The following is a 14,860-nucleotide window of genomic DNA, read 5'->3' on the forward strand; positions in this document are numbered from 1 at the left end:
GTTCCGGCAGGGTCGCAGCTGGGCCCTGCCGGGACGCCGCCGACCGCGTGGAGGTGCAGTGCGATGCCTTCTGCGGACTTTTACGGAGTGCTTGGCGTCAGCCGGACAGCGAGCCAGGAGGACATCCGGCGGGCGTACCGCCGGCTGGTGCGGGAGCTTCATCCCGACTCCGCCGAGGGGGATCCGGCATCCGCCGACGCGGAGCAGGTGCGCGAGGTCATCGAGGCCTACTCGGTCCTCGGGCATCCGGGCCGACGTGCGGCCTATGACCGGGCGCTGCGGGAAGCGGAGGCAGTCCTTCCGCTCTGGTCCGAGCTTCCGTCCCCGCGCTGGCCGATCCTGGCCAGTCGCAGATCGTTCAACTCCGTCTTCGATACAGTCTTCGACCTCAACGACTCGGAGATCTTTCGGATCTTCTTTCGCTGGTTCCCCTGAAGGAGGATGAGCTGTGACCCCGCTGCGCAGCGGCTGGCGCCGGTATGACAACACCCTGTTCCCCATCTTCCACGAGAGATTCGAGGAGAGGTGGGGCGAGGGGACTGCGCCGTTCCTCGATCCGAGCGTGTACGAGGAGGAGCAGCCGCGCCCGAGGGCGCAGTGGATCAATGTGGACACGGGTGCCGCCGTCGCCGTCGTCCCTGTCTGGGAGGACGACCCGGCGGCGCGCTCGTTCGCCGTGTTCTACCTGCCGCCGCACGGGGGGATCTGGGTCCTTCGACCGCCTGGGCTCACGAGCTACATGGAGGCGGCGGCCAGTGGAGTCGAGGCGACCGAGCGCGCGGTCGCCCTCCGGAACGACTCCTTCAAGAAGGCGGTTGCCCACGCGGAGGAGTTCATCTACGGCTCGGACCGCGGCTAGCTTTCAGGAGGCCGAGCGCCGGGCGAGCCACGCGGCGACGACGGCCCCCGAAATGTTGTGCCAGACCGAGAAGACGGCCGAGGGCAGGGCTGCAAGCGGGCTGAAATGAGCTGCCGCGAGAGTCGCCGCGAGGCCCGAATTCTGCATGCCCACCTCGAACGCGAGCGCGCGGCGGGCCCGCCGGTCCAGGCGCCCGAGCTTCCCTGCCAGATATCCCAGCCCCAGCCCGAAACCGTTGTGGAGGACGACGGCCAGCAGCACAATGCCTCCAGCGGCGGCGAGCTTGGCGGCCGAGCCAGCGACCACGATCGCGACGATTGCTGCGATGACGACCGCCGAAATCCATGGGAGCGCCGGGAGCACCTTTGCGACCGCCTTGGCGAGGAACAGCCGAACCACGAGGCCCAGGATCACCGGGATGAGGACGGTCTTGACGATGTCCAGCACCATTCCGCTGGCATCCACGTTGAGGAACGAACCCGCGAGGAGCAGCGTGAGTGCGGGCGTCACGAGCGGGGCGACGAGCGTCGAGACAGTGGCAACGGCCACGGACAGGGCAACGTCCCCCTTCGCGAGGTAGGCCATGACGTTGGACGCCGTGCCCGAGGGTGCGCAGCCCACGAGAATGACGCCGACCGCGAGCTCGGGCGGGAGGTGCAAGGGCCATGGCGATCACCCAGCCTGCAGCGGGCATGATGACGTAGTGCGCCACGAGGCCCAGTGCCACCGCCCAGGGTCGCTTCGCGACTGAGGCGAAGTCGGGCGGAGTGAGCGTGAGGCCCATGCAGAACATGATGATGCCGAGGAGGTAAGGCACCGCGGGGGCCGCCGGCTTGACCCCATCAGGGGCAATGAAGCCGATGAGGCCCGCAACGATGACCAGCACCGGGAAGACCGTCACTGCGATCTTCGCGTCGCGGTCGGCGGCCGAGGCCGTCAGGGCGTGGCTGTTCTCAGAGGTTCTCGCAGGGTTCACCTGCCTATCGTTGCATTAGGCAACGAACGCCGGCCAATTCTCCTGCCGGATACCTCGGCCGACTTCCCCGCTTTTACCGCCGATCTCCCCAGCTTTGATCTTCAGTTCCCGCCGGCTGCCCCGGATTCTCGCGGCGGAGCTCGATCGGCCTCGCGAGGATCGGGGGAATGCTGGGGAACTCGGCAGTAATGCTGGGGAATTCAGCCAGCGCGCCCCCGCGGGGACACCTTCCATCAGGTCAGCCGGTACCGCTCGATCTGCTTCAGCCTGCGCTGGAGGCTGTCGCGTCGAGGGTGGACGGGGGCGTCGGCGGCTTCAGCCGTCAGTTCGATGTGCTCGCGGCCGTAGCGCCAGAGCAGGAGGTCGTCGAGCAGGCGGTCGGGCCCGGGGGAGTAGCGATGGTCGAGGGCCTTGCGGACCTCGGTGATCCGCTCGGCGTCGAGGATCTCCACGAGCTGCCACGTCTCGGTGAGGCCGTGCGCGGCGACGAGCTCGGCAGCCCAGCCCCAATCGTCGTCGACCTTCCGGTCCACGTGCGGGAGGAGGGTCTGCCAGATATCCCGAACGCGGTCCGGTGTGAGCGGCTTGGCCCCTTCGCCGTTCTCGTCCCAGAAGCTGCGCACCTTCTCGTAGCGCTCGTGGAGCTCGGCGAACTCCTTCTCCACGACCTCGAGCATCGCCGCAGTGGCCGTGAACTGCCGGTCGAACTGGGGGCTCCACGCGCGAGGGTCGCTGCTCTTGAAGCGGATGTCATGCTCGATCTCGCTCCAGGCGTGCGCGAAGATCGTGCGGATCTGGCACTCGAAGAAGTAGCTCCCGTTCGCGGGGAGCTCCGGGTTGAAGACACCTTGATACGCCTTCACCGCGTCGTTCTGCAGCGTCCTCAGAATGAGGTGCCGGCTCGAATAGCCGTAGGTGCCAGACTCGATCGAGCCGATGGCCTTCTCGCGGTCGCCGCGGCAGTCGAAGATGTCCCGTTGACGCTTGATGAGATTCGCCGCCATGGCGTTCTCGCGCGGCAGCCGCGTGATCACGCGGACGCCCACCATGTCATTGAGGATCCGGAACGGGTCGGGAAACTTGAGCGTGGGCTGGCCGCCGGGTTCGGCAGGCCGGTCCAGGCGCGAGATCTTCTCCTTGAACGATTCCACCGTCTTGGTGCGGCCGGTGATGAAGAGGGGATCGATCTCGCCGGCGTCCTTGAACATGCGGCGCAGGGTGTGCAGGACGTCATTCGTGACATCCTTGAGGGCCGGTCGGACGCGGGCATACGTCTCGACTGCGGAGTCGACGATCGCGCGCTGCCCGGCATCCAGCCGGTCGTAGTTGCTGGCCATGCCATCACGGTAGCAATCGCATCCGACATGGGAGGCGCCGCCGTAGGGTGGAGCGCGTGGTGACTCGAGAGCGCATCCCCTACGGACCCCATCGAGACCAGTGGGGCGAGCTGTTCCTCCCCGCCGGTGCGGGGCCTAGCGCACCGGCAAGAACCGTCGTCGTCATCCACGGCGGCTACTGGCGCGACAAGTGGACGGCGGAGCTCGGGCTGCCCGTCGCACTGGATCTCGCCGAGCGCGGTTACGCCGTGTGGAATTTGGAATACCGCAGGGCGGGCAGCACGGTTGGGTGGCGGGGACAGAGTGACAGATCGGCAGGCGGCTGGCCGGCAACCTTCCGGGACGTCGCGATGGGCGTCGACCACCTCGCGAACCTGGGCAGCAGGGGAGTGGACCGGGAGCGAGTCGCCGCGCTGGGGCACTCGGCCGGCGGTCACCTGGCAGTGTGGGCAGCAGGGCGCGCCGCCCAGGCGGCCCGCACCGGAGGCGAGAAGCCCGCGGTCCCACTCGTCGGCGTCGTCAGTCAGGCGGGGGTTCTCGATCTCTCCGCCGCCCACCGCCTCAAGCTGAGCGACGACGCTGCAGCGAACCTCATGGGCGGACCCGAGTCCGAGCTCGCGGAGGAATACGCGCTCGCCGACCCGATGCGCCGCCTCCCCACGGGCGTGCCGGTGCTGGCCGTGCACTCGCGAGACGACGAGGCCGTTCCCTTCGAGCTCTCAGAAGCCTATGTGTCCGCGGCTCAGGCGGCGGGCGATCCGGCTGAGCTCCACGAGACGTCCGGGGACCATTTCGCCCTCATCACGCCGGGCACCGAGGCGTACGAAACCTGCCGCGCCCTCCTCGGCAGACTGCTACCGTAGGCCCCATGCTGACTGTCATCGGCGAGGGCCTCATCGACGTCGTCCACAAGCCGACCGGCACGGATGCGCACCCGGGAGGCAGCCCGCTCAACGTCGCCATCGGGCTCGCCCGGCTCGACCACCCGGTGCAGTTCATCGGCCGCTACGGCGACGACCCCAACGGCCGCCTCCTGACCCAGCATCTCAAGTCAGCGGGCGTTCTCGTGCCCCTTCCACCGGATGGGACGCCGACGTCCGTCGCGGCCGCCGAGCTCGACCACAAGGGCGCGGCGAGCTACACATTCGACCTCGACTGGCACCTCCCCGACCTGCGTGACAGCCTCTCGACCCTCCTCGGGGCCACGACCCTCCTGCACACCGGCTCGATCGCCACGGTCCTCGAACCGGGCGCCGCCCAGGTGCTCTCGGCCGTCGAACGCGCGCGGCCGCGGGCGACCATCGGCTTCGACCCCAACTGCCGCCCCACCATCACCACGGACCGCGAGGCCGTGCGCCCGCTCGTCGAGCGCTTCGTGGCGCTTGCCGACGTGGTCAAGGCCTCGGACGAGGACCTCGCATGGCTCTACCCCGGCGTAGACCCGCTCGAGTCGGCGCGCCGCTGGAAGTCGCTCGGGGCGCCGGAGGAGCCCGCCATCGTGGTGGTAACGCGCGGCGCGGACGGCCCTTGGGGAATCTGCGCCGCGGGCGAGGTCGAAGTCCCCGCGGCGAAGGTCCGGGTCGCGGACACCGTGGGTGCGGGAGACTCCTTCATGGCGGCCCTGCTCAGCGGAGTCGTGGACCGCGAGCTCGACGGCGCGCAGCGGCGCGGAGAGCTCCGCCGCCTGGACCGCGACGAGCTCCGGCGGCTCCTGGACTTCGCCGCCCGTGCGGCCGCCGTCACGGTCTCCCGGCCGGGGGCCAACCCGCCGAGCCGCGCCGAACTGAGGGACAACCTTCCGCGGTAGCAGCGGATGCTCTGGGTAAGGAGAATTCATGGCGAAGCACAACCCGTACGACGACCTGCCGCAGGTCGAGTCGTTCACCCTCACCTCCGCGGACATCGAGGACGGCGGCACGCTCGCGGCCAACCAGGTGAGCGCCTATTTCCAAGTGCCCGGAGGCAAGGACCTCTCGCCCCAGCTGAGCTGGTCTGACGCCCCCGCGGGAACCAAGAGCTACTGCGTCACGATCCTGGACCCGGATGCCCCGACTGGCAGCGGCTTCTGGCACTGGGCGGTCGGCAACCTCCCCGCGACCGTCGACGAACTGCCCGAGGGCGCGGGCGGGAGCGTCGACGGCATGGGCCCGTCCGATTCCGACGCTAGCCTTCCGGAGGGCGCGGTCGAGCTGAGGAACGACGCCGGCTACACCGGTTTCGTGGGCGCCGCGCCACCGAAGGGCCACGGCCCGCACCGCTACATCGTCACGGTGCACGCGGTCGACGTGGAGCGCCTCGACATCGGCCCCGACACGCCGCCGGCCCTCATGGGCTTCCAGCTGTTCTTCCACACGCTCGGCCGGGCACAGCTGACCGGCTACTTCGAAGTCCAGTGAGGCTCGTCGCAAGCGACATCGACGGGACGATCCTGAACCGCGACGGGCGCATCTCCGAACGGACCATCCGTGCCCTGCAGGCGTGCGAGGCAGCTGGCATCGCCGTCGTCTTCGTCACGGGGCGGCCGGCGCGCTGGCTGACCCCGCTGAGCGAGCAGCTGCGGCACACCGGCACCGTCATCTGCTCCAACGGTGCGCTTGTCTACGATCTCGAGCGGATGGCCGTCGTGTCCTCGCAGGGCATTCCGCGCCGGGTCATGCTCGAGGTCCGCGACATCGTGCGGGGGCTGTTCCCGAAGACCGCCTTCGCCGCGGAGACCGCGGAGGAATTCGTCATGGAGACGCGCTTCGCAGAGCCGCGGCACCGCCATCTTCTGGGCGAGGTGCGGCACGGCGAGCTCGAGGACCTCGTGGTGGGCGACGAGGTGGTGAAGTTCATGGCCAAGATCGAGGGCATGACGGCGGAGGACTACTTCCGCGCCGTGGCGCCTCACGTGGGGCATTTGGTCTCGGTCACGCACTCGGCGATCGATCTCACGATGCTCGAGATGGGCCCGCTCGGCGTCAACAAGGCGGTGACGCTCGCCGAGTATGCCCACGCGCTCGGGGTGGCGCCGGAGGACGTCGTCGCCTTCGGGGACATGCCGAACGACGTCGAGATGCTCACCTGGGCGGGGGAGGGTTACGCGATGTCGTCCGGCCACCCTCGCGCCCTCGCCGCGACTGAGCTGCACGCGCCCGGCATCGAGGACGACGGCGTAGCACAGGTTCTCGAGCGCAAGCTCGCCGCGCTTCCGGCGGCGGGCTGAAAGGCTACCTGAGCTGGGGGCGCCGTTCCGCCTCCGCGACCGCTTCGTGTTCGGCGATGCGATGCTCCGCCTCGTCGATCCGAGTGATCTCCACGCGGTGCATGACCCACGCGATGAAGAAGCCGATCGCGAGGAGCAGCAGCATGTGGACCCCGTCGCCCACCTTGCCGATGAAGCCGAGAATCCAGAGGACAAAGAGGATGATCGCGGTCCAGAGCATCAGCATGACGAACCTCCAAGACTTCTTAGAAAGCCAACAAGTTTCCTTACGGGCAATTTGATGCCTGAAGGCGCGCGATCTTCAAGAGCCCGAACGCCAAGAGACCCCGGACAGCAACTCGCCGAGACGTCCCGCCCCTAGGGGGATGAAAGGGGCGGGATGCCTCGGCGAGAGCTTATTTCGCGGGGGCGTCAAGTGCTCCTGCTAGACGGCCCTCCGTCCGCGCACAAAATGAACGATCAGGGCGATAACCGCCAGCACGATCAGGATGTGCACGATTCCGCCCAAGCTGGGCAGGGCAATGAATCCCAGCAGCCAGAGGACGAACAGAATAACAGCGATCCACAGCAGCACAACTGCCTCCTTACGTCAGTGGACTCGTGCTGGATCGGTACCCGCCGCTGACCGGCTCAAACGTTTCCGTTCGCCTGCCGCGATCATGGGAATCGGTGCAGCCTTCCTGCGCGTTGGCTTTTGCGTGAGCGAGCAGGAGCCACTGGACGCCTATTCACAGGTCGTCACTGACGTCGCGCGGCGGCTCACTCCGCGTGTCGCCTCGGTCCATACAGACCGAGGCGCGGGATCCGCCGTCGTCCTCAGCGCCGAAGGCCATCTGGTGACCAATGCCCACGTGGTGGGGCGAGTGGACCGGGGCCAGGTCGCCTTCGCGGACGGCACGAGCGGTCCCTTCGCGGTCATCGGCCGCGACCCCCTCTCGGATCTCGCGGTGCTGCGGACCCGGCTTGACCTTCCGGACCCGGCCGAGTTCGGGGACGCGGACCGGCTGCTCGTCGGCTCGCTCGTGGTCGCCGTCGGGAGCCCGCTCGGCCTCGAGGGCAGCGTGACGGCAGGCGTGGTCAGCGCCCTCGGCCGATCCATGCCCGCGCGCGGGCGCACGGCCTCGCGGCTCATCGAGGACGTCATCCAGACGGACGCGGCGCTCAACCCGGGAAACTCGGGCGGCGCGCTCGCAGACTCCCACGGGCGGGTCATCGGGATCAACACGGCGGTGGCGGGCATCGGACTGGGCCTCGCCGTGCCCATCAATGCCACCACGCGGCGGATCCTCCACTCCCTGCGGGAGGACGGCCGCGTGCGCCGCGCGTATCTGGGGCTCGTGACCGTCCCAACGCCGCTCGACGACCGCTGGACGGCCCGGACGGGGAAACGGCAGGCGCTGCGGGTCGCCGAGGTGGTGACGGGGAGCCCGGCGGGGGAAAGCGGGGTGCGCCCCGGCGACCTCCTCATCGCGATCAACGGCCACCCGCTTGCTGACGCCCAGTCGCTCCAGAAGCTCATGTTCGAGGACGCGATCGGCCGAAGGACCGAGCTCACGGTCCTCCGCGGCGAGGCGATGGTGGACGTCGTCACCTTGCCGACGGAGCTCGTCGACTAGGGGTTCCTCCTAGAGCGAGACCTCGCCGCGGATCCCGACCACCGTCTCGCCGCCGACCCAGATCTCGCCATCTCCGGCCTCGCCGTCGGCGCTGATGTGGACGAGGCCGCGTCGCCCAAGTGCCGTGCCCTGCTGGGCGACATACGACGACGGCGCTCGCCCGCTGCCGATGAGCCACTGGGCGAGGCCGGCGTTGAGGCTTCCCGTCACCGGGTCCTCGGGCACGGCGAGGTCCGGGCAGAACGCGCGGACCTCGAACGCCGGGCCCGCCACGGAGTCCTCCGCGTACGGGCCGACGACGCCGACCTGGTACCCGCCCATGGCAGCGAAGTCGGGCTTGAGTCGTAGGACCGTTTCGGCGTCCTGCAGCAGCAGTCCCACCCAACCCGGGCCGTTGTCCACCCACGCCGCGTCGACGACATCGTCCGTTCCCAGCCCCAGCGAGGCCGCGATCGCCGCGAGGTCGGCGGGATCCACGGCCCCGGACCGGCGAAGGGGCGGGGCCGCGAAGGCGAGGCGGCCGCCGTCGTCCTGGATCGTCACGAGGCCCACACCGCACTCCTGGACGATCCGCCTGCCGCCCGCAGCCGCCGGGACCCCGCCGGCCTCAAGCCAGGCGCGGGCCGAGCCGAGCGTCGGGTGTCCTGCGAACGGCAATTCTCCGCCTGGCGTGAAGATGCGGAGGCGGTAGTCGGCATTGGGCTGGGTCGGCGGATCGGGCTGCGTCGGCGGGAGGAGGAAGGTGGTCTCGGAGAGGTTCGTCCAGCGGGCGAAGGCGGCCATGTCCTCGTCGGAGATGCCGGACGCGTCGTGGACCACGGCCACGGGGTTCCCGCGCAGGAACTCCGAGGTGAAGACGTCGACCTGGGTGAAACGGCGGGTCACAGAAGCTCGATCCCGTCTTCGAGCTCAAGCGTCCGACCCTCCGTGAGGCCGGTCAATGCCGCCCCCACGTGCACCGCGCCATGCGACCCGAAGTAGTCCTCGAACTCCTCGGGCCTCACGAACTTCCATTCGATCAGCTCCTCCTCCTGGAGGGTGACCGAGGCGCCGTCGGGGAGGCTGCCGCCGTCGTACAGGAAGGAGAGCCCGTCGCCGATCGGGTCGGGGAACGCCGAATGGGCGATGAGGAGCAGCGCGCCCGGCTCGATGTCCAGACCGAGCTCCTCGCGCCCCTCGCGCCGGGCCGCTGTGCGTGGCGCTTCGCCCGGATCGACGGTCCCGCCGGGCAGGAGCCAGCCCTCCTTGTAGTTCGGCTTCACCGCCAGCACACACCCGTCGCTGTCACGGATCACGAGCCCCGCCGCGACCCGACGGCGCGGCAGCGTGCGGAAGTATTCGCGGCTCACGGGGCTGAGGGGCTCGACCGGTCGCGGACCATCTGTGGGGCGCAGGTTCTCCGTCGGGCGCACGTTTTCCATAGCTTCGAGCCTACTCGCGGTACCGTGGCCGCGTGAGCTACCTCCGACCAGCGCCGATGGCCTTCGCTCACCGCGGCTTCTCGCTCGCAGGGCTCGAGAATACGCTCACGGCGTTCCGCGCCGCGTGGGATCTGGGCTTCACGCATCTCGAGACGGACGTCCATGCGACGGCGGACGGCGTGCTGGTCGCCTTCCACGACGACACCCTCGATCGTGTGACAGACCGATCCGGTCCCATCGCCGCCCTTCCCTGGTCCGCTGTCGCGGAGGCGCGCGTCGGCGAGGGCGAGCGGGTGCTCCGCTTCGAGGAGCTCGCCGAGGAATTGCCTGAGGCCTGCTTCAACGTCGACGTCAAGACGGTCGAGGCGGTCGATCCGCTCGTCGCGGTGGTCGAACGGCTGCAGCTCCACGACCGGATCCTGGTCGCCTCATTCTCCGACGCCCGGCGCCGGGCCGTCCTCACGCGGCTTTCGCGCCGTGTCGCGTCCTCGGCGGGGATGCGGACGACGGCGCTGCTCGCCGTGGGTGCCCCCGCGTCCGCCGCGGTGCTGCGGCGCGCGCTGCATGACGTGGACTGCTTCCAAGTGCCCGAGCGTCGGGGCCGGGTTCGCGTGGTGACGCCGCGTTTCCTCGATCGGGCCCACGCCCTGGGCCGGCAGGTGCACGTGTGGACCGTCAACGAGCCGGCGGACATGCGCCGACTGCTCGATGTGGGAGTCGACGGGATCGTGAGCGACCGAGCCGATCTCCTGCGTGGCGTGCTCGAGGCCCGCGGGGAGTGGCCGCCGCGCTGACGTCCCTTCGCGTGCGCCGCGCTCGCCGTGCCTGCGCTCCTGTCCCATGGTGTTTTCCCAATTGGAACGCTCAGTCGTCCTCGCCAGAGTCCGCCACGGCCCGCTCAAGCCGCCGGTCTGGGATGATCCACATGGCGGCCACCGCAACATAGGCCGCGACGCTGATCCACACGGACACATACGCGCCGATGCAGCCGACCACATAGAGCGCCATGGACCACTTGCCCTTCGCGTCGTTGCGGATGGCTCTGCCGAGCCGGCTGTCCGCGCCCTGGATCCGGATCAGCCGGGTCTGGAGGATCGTGTAGGAGACGGCCGCGGCCAGCAGATTGATCCCGTAGACGAGCACGGGAAGCGGGCTCAGGCTGCTCTCGTCCATCCACCGGGTGGTGAAGGGAACCACCGAAAGCCAGAACAGCAGGTTGAGGTTGGCCCAAAGTGCCCCGCCCGTGACGCGATCGCTCAAGTGCATGAGGTGGTGGTGGTTGGTCCAGTAGATGCCGATGTACACGAAGCTCAGCAGGTACGTCAGCAGAGTCGGCGCGATCTCTGCTAGTCCATGAAGGTCGGCAGTGTCGGGTGTCTTGAGCTCGAGCACCATGATCGTGATGGCGATGGCCAGGACGCCGTCGCTGAAGGCCTCGACGCGGTTGGTCTCCACGCGCTAATTGAAACACTCAGCACGCATGGGTCGTGGCTGGCAGGATAGTGGAATGCGCATTCTGATCGCCCCCGACAAGTTCAAGGGCTCCCTCACCGCGGCCGAGGCAGCCGACGCGATCGCCGAAGGTGCCCTGAGCGTCTACCCGGACGCGCAGATCACGCGCGTGCCGATTGCCGACGGCGGGGAGGGCACTCTCGAAGCGGCCGTCGCTGCCGGGTTCGAGGAGCGGAACAACGCCGTCGTCGGTCCCATCCTCCGCCCGGTAGGCGCGTCGTGGGCCATCAAGGGGACGACAGCCGTCATCGAGACCGCGCAGGCTTCCGGCCTCGCCCTCCTCGACGGTGAGCCCACGCCTGAGCTGTCCGCCCGGGCGCATTCCTACGGCGCGGGCCAGCTCATCGCTGCCGCGCTCGATGCCGGAGCGACAGAGATCGTCCTCGGGCTCGGGGGCTCGGCGATGACCGACGGCGGTTCGGGAGCCCTCCGCGCCCTGGGCCTTTCGCCGCTCGACGCCGCCGGGAACGTCGTGCCCCTCGGGGGCGCCTCGCTCGGGGACATCGTCGCCGTCGACACCACAGCGCTCGACCCACGTCTGGCCCGCACGAGGTTCCGCATCGCCGTCGACGTCCGCAATCCGCTCTCAGGACCCGAGGGCGCCGCCCACGTCTTCGGGCCGCAGAAGGGAGCCGACGCCGAGACGGTCCAGGTGCTCGACGCCGGTCTCCGCACCTGGGCGCGGGTCCTCGCCGAGGCGACAGGGCGCGACGTCGACGTCCCCGGCTCCGGCGCGGCCGGCGGCTTCCCCGCGGCCTTCCTCGCCTTCACGGATGCTGAGCTCGAAAGCGGCTTCGACCTGGTGGCCGACCTCGTGGGCCTCGACGCCCAGCTCGACGGCGCAGATCTCGTCATCACCGGCGAAGGGTCCCTCGACGGGCAGTCGCTCACGGGGAAGGCGCCGATCGCGCTCGCGGACCGCGCGCGCGACCGTGGCATTCCCGTCGTCGCCGTCGCAGGCCGCATCCTCGCGACGCCGAACGAGCTCGCCGAGCACGGGATCGAGGTCGCGGGAGCGCTCGTGGACCTCGCGCCGAGCCCGGCCGAGGCCATCGCCGAGGGTGCCGCCTATGTCCGGCATGCGGTGGCGGAGCTCCTCGCGGGCGCCTGACCGGCGCGCGGCCACCTCTCACCCGGCGCGCTCGCCCGCCGTCGTGTGCCGCGGGCTGTCCGGGTTCAGCAGGGAATTCCGGCGGGAGTAGCCGAAGTAGATCGCAAGGCCCACCACGAGCCACACGGCGAACCGCAGCCAGGTCTCCCAGGGGAGGGAGATGATGAGCCACAGCGAGAACAGGACGCCGATCGCGGGGACCACTGGCATCCATGGGGTTCGGAATGACCGCGGGATCTCCGGGCTGCGGTAGCGGAGCACGATGACGGCGACGCACACCACCACGAACGCCGAGAGGATGCCGATGTTCGTGAGCTCGGCGACGGTAGTGATCGGCAGCACGCCAGCGAGGATCGCGGACCCTACGCCCACGATCCAGGTGACGCGCGTGGGCACATGGCGCTCGGGATGGGTCTTGGCGAACCACTTGGGCAGGAGCCCGTCGCGGCTCATGGAGAACCAGACGCGAGTGACGCCGAGCATGAACGTGAGCATGACGGTCAGGATCGAAATGATCGCGCCGACGGCAATCACGTTGGCGACCGCGGGCAGCCCGGCCGCGGCGAAGGCGCTCGAGAAGCCCGACTTCGGGTCGATCTCGGTGTACTTCTGCATCCCGGTGAGCACGAGGGTCGCGAGGACGTACAGCGCCATGGCAATGGCGAGCGAGTAGAGGATCGCCTTCGGCATGTGCTTTGTCGCGTCGCGCGACTCCTCGGCGGCGGTGCTCATCGCGTCGTAGCCGAACACGGCGAAGAACACGGTCGCTGCGCCGGTCATGACCCCGCCGAAGCCGAACGGGAAGTATGGCGTGTAGTTCGAGCTGTTGATGTGGAAGACGCCGAGCACCACGATGACGACGACGAGCAGCACCTTGAGCGCGACGATCACCAGCTCGAAGCGGCCCGTGCTCCGGATGCCCCGGGTGAGGATCCAGGCGGTGAGCAGACAGAGGATGATCGCGAAGACGTCCACGACGTGTCCCGGCCCTGTGCCCGGCGCGCCGAGCATCCAGGCGGGCAGGTCCACGCCGAGCTGGCTCACGAGGAAGCCGAAGTATCCCGAGATGCCGATGGCGACGACGGCGACGATCGCCGTGTACTCGAGGAGCAGGTCCCAGCCGATGAACCAGCCCACGATTTCGCCGAGGGAAGCGTAGCCGTAGGTGTACGCCGAGCCTGCTTTGGGGATCATCCCAGCGAATTCGGCGTACGAGAGTGCCGCCGCGGCGCTGGCGACCCCCGCCACGAGGAACGAGATGAGCACGGCCGGACCGGCCGTCTTGTTGGCCACTGCGCCGGCCAGCGAGAAGATTCCGGCCCCGATGATGCCGCCGACTCCGATGGCCGTCAGCTGCCAGAGGCCGAGCGATCTGGAGAGGTGGCCAACGCCCTGCTCCTCCTCGATGTCGCCGATGGGCTTCCGTCGGAGGATGGACTGGTTCGAACGCGTCATCGGGACCTCCTGCTTTGGTCGAAGCTCGGGTGGGCCAGTGGACGCGCGCCAGTCTACGCCTGGGCCAGCCCTACTCCACCCGCTCGGTCTCCGGCTCGCGGACGGTTCCCCGCCAGCGGGCGAGCGCTGTCATCCCGTGGTAGACGAGCAGCGCGGCAGCGGACCCGAGCGCGATGCCCGCGAAGCTCAGCTGCCCGACGTTCCATGTGTAGTCGGCGATGCCCACGATCAGGGCGACGGCCGCCGTCGTGATGTTGATCTGGTTCGAGAAGTTGACCCGCCCCTGGACCCAGATCTTGACGCCGAGCACGCCGATCATGCCGTACAGCATGGTTGCGGCACCCCCGAGCACGCCCGGGGGGACGGTGGCGACGAGCTCGCCGAACTTCGGGGAGAAGCTGAGCAGGAGCGCGCAGAGTCCGGCGACCCAATAGGCGGCGGTCGAATACACCTTTGTCGCGGCCATGACCCCGATGTTCTCGGCGTAGGTCGTGGTTCCGGATCCGCCTCCGAAGCCGGCGAGAACGGTCGCGGCGCCGTCGGCGATGAGCGCGCGGCCGGCGACGCCGTCGAGATTCTGCCCCGTCATGGCCGAGACGCTCTTCACGTGGCCCACGTTCTCGGCGACGAGCACGAGCACCACGGGGACGAACAGCCCCAGCACGCCCACATGGAACTGCGGCGTCTGGAACTGCGGGAGGCCGATCCACGCCGCGGAATCAACGTTGGAGAAGTTGACCTCTCCCCGGGCGACCGCCACGAGGTAGCCGACGACCACGCCCACCAGGATGCTGAGACGTCCGAGGATGCCGCGGAACAGCACGCTCACCAGGATGATGGCCAGCAGCGTCACAAATGCGGTGACCGGCGCGGCAATGAAGTTCTGCTTCGCGGCTGGTGCGAGATTGAGGCCGATCAGCGCAACGATCGTTCCCGTCACCACTGGCGGCATGACGATGTTGATCCAGTGTGCCCCGAACGCCTGGACGACCGCTCCCACCAGTGCGAGCACGATTCCCGCCACAACCACGCCGCCGAGGGCGCCTGCGACGCCGAACTGCTGCTGCGAGGCGAGGATCGGCGCGATGAACGCGAACGACGAGCCGAGGTAGCTCGGCACGCGGCCCTGCGTGACCACGAGGAAGAGGAGGGTTCCGATCCCCGAGAAGAACAGCGTGGTCGCCGGCGGCATGTGCGTGAGGATCGGAACCAGGAAGGTTGCACCGAACATGGCCACGACGTGCTGGAGGCCGATCCCGACGGTCAGCGGCCACACGAGCCGCTCCTGCGGTGCAACGACCTCGCCGGGGCGAACGGAACGGCCGTCACCGTGCAGTTTCCAGCGCGTTCCGAGCATGCTCATGGGGT

Annotated in this window: 17 protein-coding genes and 1 pseudogene; 9 read left to right on the forward strand and 9 right to left on the reverse strand. The window is 69.1% G+C overall.

Annotated features, from left to right (window positions below; all coding sequences use genetic code 11):
- Positions 1-63: 63 nt before the first annotated feature.
- Both E5679_RS14635 and E5679_RS14640 read left to right on the forward strand, forming a co-directional pair.
- A complete protein-coding gene (locus E5679_RS14635; protein WP_138417153.1) occupies positions 64-435 on the forward strand; it encodes a J domain-containing protein in 372 nt (123 codons plus the stop codon).
- Positions 436-457: 22 nt separating this feature from the next.
- Positions 458-859: a hypothetical protein gene (locus tag E5679_RS14640; protein ID WP_138417312.1), complete on the forward strand. Its 402-nt coding sequence runs from the start codon at positions 458-460 to the stop codon at positions 857-859.
- Between the two features lie 3 nt (positions 860-862).
- On the opposite strand, the pseudogene E5679_RS14645 reads toward E5679_RS14640, so the two are convergent.
- Both E5679_RS14645 and E5679_RS14650 read right to left on the reverse strand, forming a co-directional pair.
- Positions 863-1,799 (reverse strand): annotated as a pseudogene (locus E5679_RS14645) (bile acid:sodium symporter family protein).
- Positions 1,800-2,068: 269 nt separating this feature from the next.
- A complete protein-coding gene (locus E5679_RS14650) occupies positions 2,069-3,172 on the reverse strand; it encodes a GTP pyrophosphokinase (protein ID WP_138417155.1) in 1,104 nt (367 codons plus the stop codon).
- A 56-nt stretch (positions 3,173-3,228) separates the two neighbouring features.
- Here E5679_RS14650 and E5679_RS14655 point away from each other — a divergent pair, with 56 nt between their 5' ends.
- Genes E5679_RS14655 through E5679_RS14670 form a run of 4 tightly spaced genes read left to right on the forward strand, consistent with a single transcriptional unit; the run spans position 3,229 to position 6,377 of the window.
- Positions 3,229-4,035: an alpha/beta hydrolase family protein gene (locus tag E5679_RS14655; RefSeq protein ID WP_138417157.1), complete on the forward strand. Its 807-nt coding sequence runs from the start codon at positions 3,229-3,231 to the stop codon at positions 4,033-4,035.
- Positions 4,036-4,040: 5 nt separating this feature from the next.
- Positions 4,041-4,979: a carbohydrate kinase family protein gene (locus E5679_RS14660; protein WP_138417159.1), complete on the forward strand. Its 939-nt coding sequence runs from the start codon at positions 4,041-4,043 to the stop codon at positions 4,977-4,979.
- A 28-nt stretch (positions 4,980-5,007) separates the two neighbouring features.
- Positions 5,008-5,568: a YbhB/YbcL family Raf kinase inhibitor-like protein gene (locus E5679_RS14665; protein WP_138417161.1), complete on the forward strand. Its 561-nt coding sequence runs from the start codon at positions 5,008-5,010 to the stop codon at positions 5,566-5,568.
- Positions 5,565-6,377 (forward strand): HAD family hydrolase, encoded by an 813-nt coding sequence (locus E5679_RS14670; RefSeq protein WP_138417163.1) that lies wholly within the window; start codon positions 5,565-5,567, stop codon positions 6,375-6,377. The genes E5679_RS14665 and E5679_RS14670 overlap by 4 nt, the downstream gene beginning before the upstream one ends.
- A gap of 4 nt (positions 6,378-6,381) precedes the next feature.
- On the opposite strand, the gene E5679_RS14675 is transcribed toward E5679_RS14670, so the two are convergent.
- Both E5679_RS14675 and E5679_RS14680 read right to left on the reverse strand, forming a co-directional pair.
- Positions 6,382-6,603, reverse strand: coding sequence for a DUF5670 family protein (locus tag E5679_RS14675; protein ID WP_138417165.1), 222 nt, complete (start codon positions 6,601-6,603; stop codon positions 6,382-6,384).
- Between the two features lie 198 nt (positions 6,604-6,801).
- Positions 6,802-6,951, reverse strand: coding sequence for a lmo0937 family membrane protein (locus E5679_RS14680; RefSeq protein ID WP_138417167.1), 150 nt, complete (start codon positions 6,949-6,951; stop codon positions 6,802-6,804).
- Between the two features lie 124 nt (positions 6,952-7,075).
- Between E5679_RS14680 and E5679_RS14685 the strand changes: the two genes are divergently transcribed.
- Entirely contained in the window at positions 7,076-7,993 is a 918-nt protein-coding gene (locus tag E5679_RS14685; protein WP_249336156.1) for a S1C family serine protease, read from the forward strand.
- 9 nt (positions 7,994-8,002) lie between these two features.
- Here the strand turns inward: E5679_RS14685 and E5679_RS14690 are convergent, their stop codons facing one another.
- Positions 8,003-8,878: a PhzF family phenazine biosynthesis protein gene (locus tag E5679_RS14690; protein WP_138417171.1), complete on the reverse strand. Its 876-nt coding sequence runs from the start codon at positions 8,876-8,878 to the stop codon at positions 8,003-8,005.
- Entirely contained in the window at positions 8,875-9,414 is a 540-nt protein-coding gene (locus tag E5679_RS14695) for an NUDIX domain-containing protein (protein WP_138417173.1), read from the reverse strand. Before E5679_RS14695 ends, E5679_RS14690 begins: the two co-directional genes overlap by 4 nt.
- Positions 9,415-9,470: 56 nt before the next feature.
- Between E5679_RS14695 and E5679_RS14700 the strand changes: the two genes are divergently transcribed.
- On the forward strand, positions 9,471-10,208 hold the full coding sequence (locus E5679_RS14700) for a glycerophosphodiester phosphodiesterase family protein (protein ID WP_138417314.1): 738 nt from the start codon (positions 9,471-9,473) through the stop codon (positions 10,206-10,208).
- 70 nt (positions 10,209-10,278) lie between these two features.
- Here E5679_RS14700 and E5679_RS14705 read toward each other — a convergent pair whose 3' ends face one another.
- A complete protein-coding gene (locus E5679_RS14705; protein ID WP_138417175.1) occupies positions 10,279-10,869 on the reverse strand; it encodes a TMEM175 family protein in 591 nt (196 codons plus the stop codon).
- Between the two features lie 52 nt (positions 10,870-10,921).
- Between E5679_RS14705 and E5679_RS14710 the strand changes: the two genes are divergently transcribed.
- On the forward strand, positions 10,922-12,037 hold the full coding sequence (locus E5679_RS14710) for a glycerate kinase (RefSeq protein WP_138417177.1): 1,116 nt from the start codon (positions 10,922-10,924) through the stop codon (positions 12,035-12,037).
- An 18-nt stretch (positions 12,038-12,055) separates the two neighbouring features.
- Here E5679_RS14710 and E5679_RS14715 read toward each other — a convergent pair whose 3' ends face one another.
- Positions 12,056-13,492, reverse strand: coding sequence for an amino acid permease (locus E5679_RS14715; RefSeq protein ID WP_138417179.1), 1,437 nt, complete (start codon positions 13,490-13,492; stop codon positions 12,056-12,058).
- A 70-nt stretch (positions 13,493-13,562) separates the two neighbouring features.
- Complete coding sequence (locus tag E5679_RS14720; RefSeq protein WP_138417181.1) at positions 13,563-14,855, reverse strand: uracil-xanthine permease family protein; 1,293 nt, start codon at positions 14,853-14,855, stop codon at positions 13,563-13,565.
- Positions 14,856-14,860 lie beyond the last annotated feature (5 nt).

Source organism: Sinomonas gamaensis (assembly GCF_005876955.1).
In the GTDB taxonomy this organism is placed as follows: domain Bacteria; phylum Actinomycetota; class Actinomycetes; order Actinomycetales; family Micrococcaceae; genus Sinomonas; species Sinomonas gamaensis.

Coding starts and splice junctions, on each gene's coding strand:
- E5679_RS14635 (WP_138417153.1), top strand. CDS start 64: ATGCCTTCTGCGGACTTTTACGGAGTGCTTGGCGTCAGCCGGACAGCG.
- E5679_RS14650 (WP_138417155.1), bottom strand. CDS start 3,172: ATGGCCAGCAACTACGACCGGCTGGATGCCGGGCAGCGCGCGATCGTC.
- E5679_RS14660 (WP_138417159.1), top strand. CDS start 4,041: ATGCTGACTGTCATCGGCGAGGGCCTCATCGACGTCGTCCACAAGCCG.
- E5679_RS14665 (WP_138417161.1), top strand. CDS start 5,008: ATGGCGAAGCACAACCCGTACGACGACCTGCCGCAGGTCGAGTCGTTC.
- E5679_RS14675 (WP_138417165.1), bottom strand. CDS start 6,603: ATGCTGATGCTCTGGACCGCGATCATCCTCTTTGTCCTCTGGATTCTC.
- E5679_RS14695 (WP_138417173.1), bottom strand. CDS start 9,414: ATGGAAAACGTGCGCCCGACGGAGAACCTGCGCCCCACAGATGGTCCG.
- E5679_RS14700 (WP_138417314.1), top strand. CDS start 9,471: ATGGCCTTCGCTCACCGCGGCTTCTCGCTCGCAGGGCTCGAGAATACG.
- E5679_RS14710 (WP_138417177.1), top strand. CDS start 10,922: ATGCGCATTCTGATCGCCCCCGACAAGTTCAAGGGCTCCCTCACCGCG.
- E5679_RS14715 (WP_138417179.1), bottom strand. CDS start 13,492: ATGACGCGTTCGAACCAGTCCATCCTCCGACGGAAGCCCATCGGCGAC.
- E5679_RS14720 (WP_138417181.1), bottom strand. CDS start 14,855: ATGAGCATGCTCGGAACGCGCTGGAAACTGCACGGTGACGGCCGTTCC.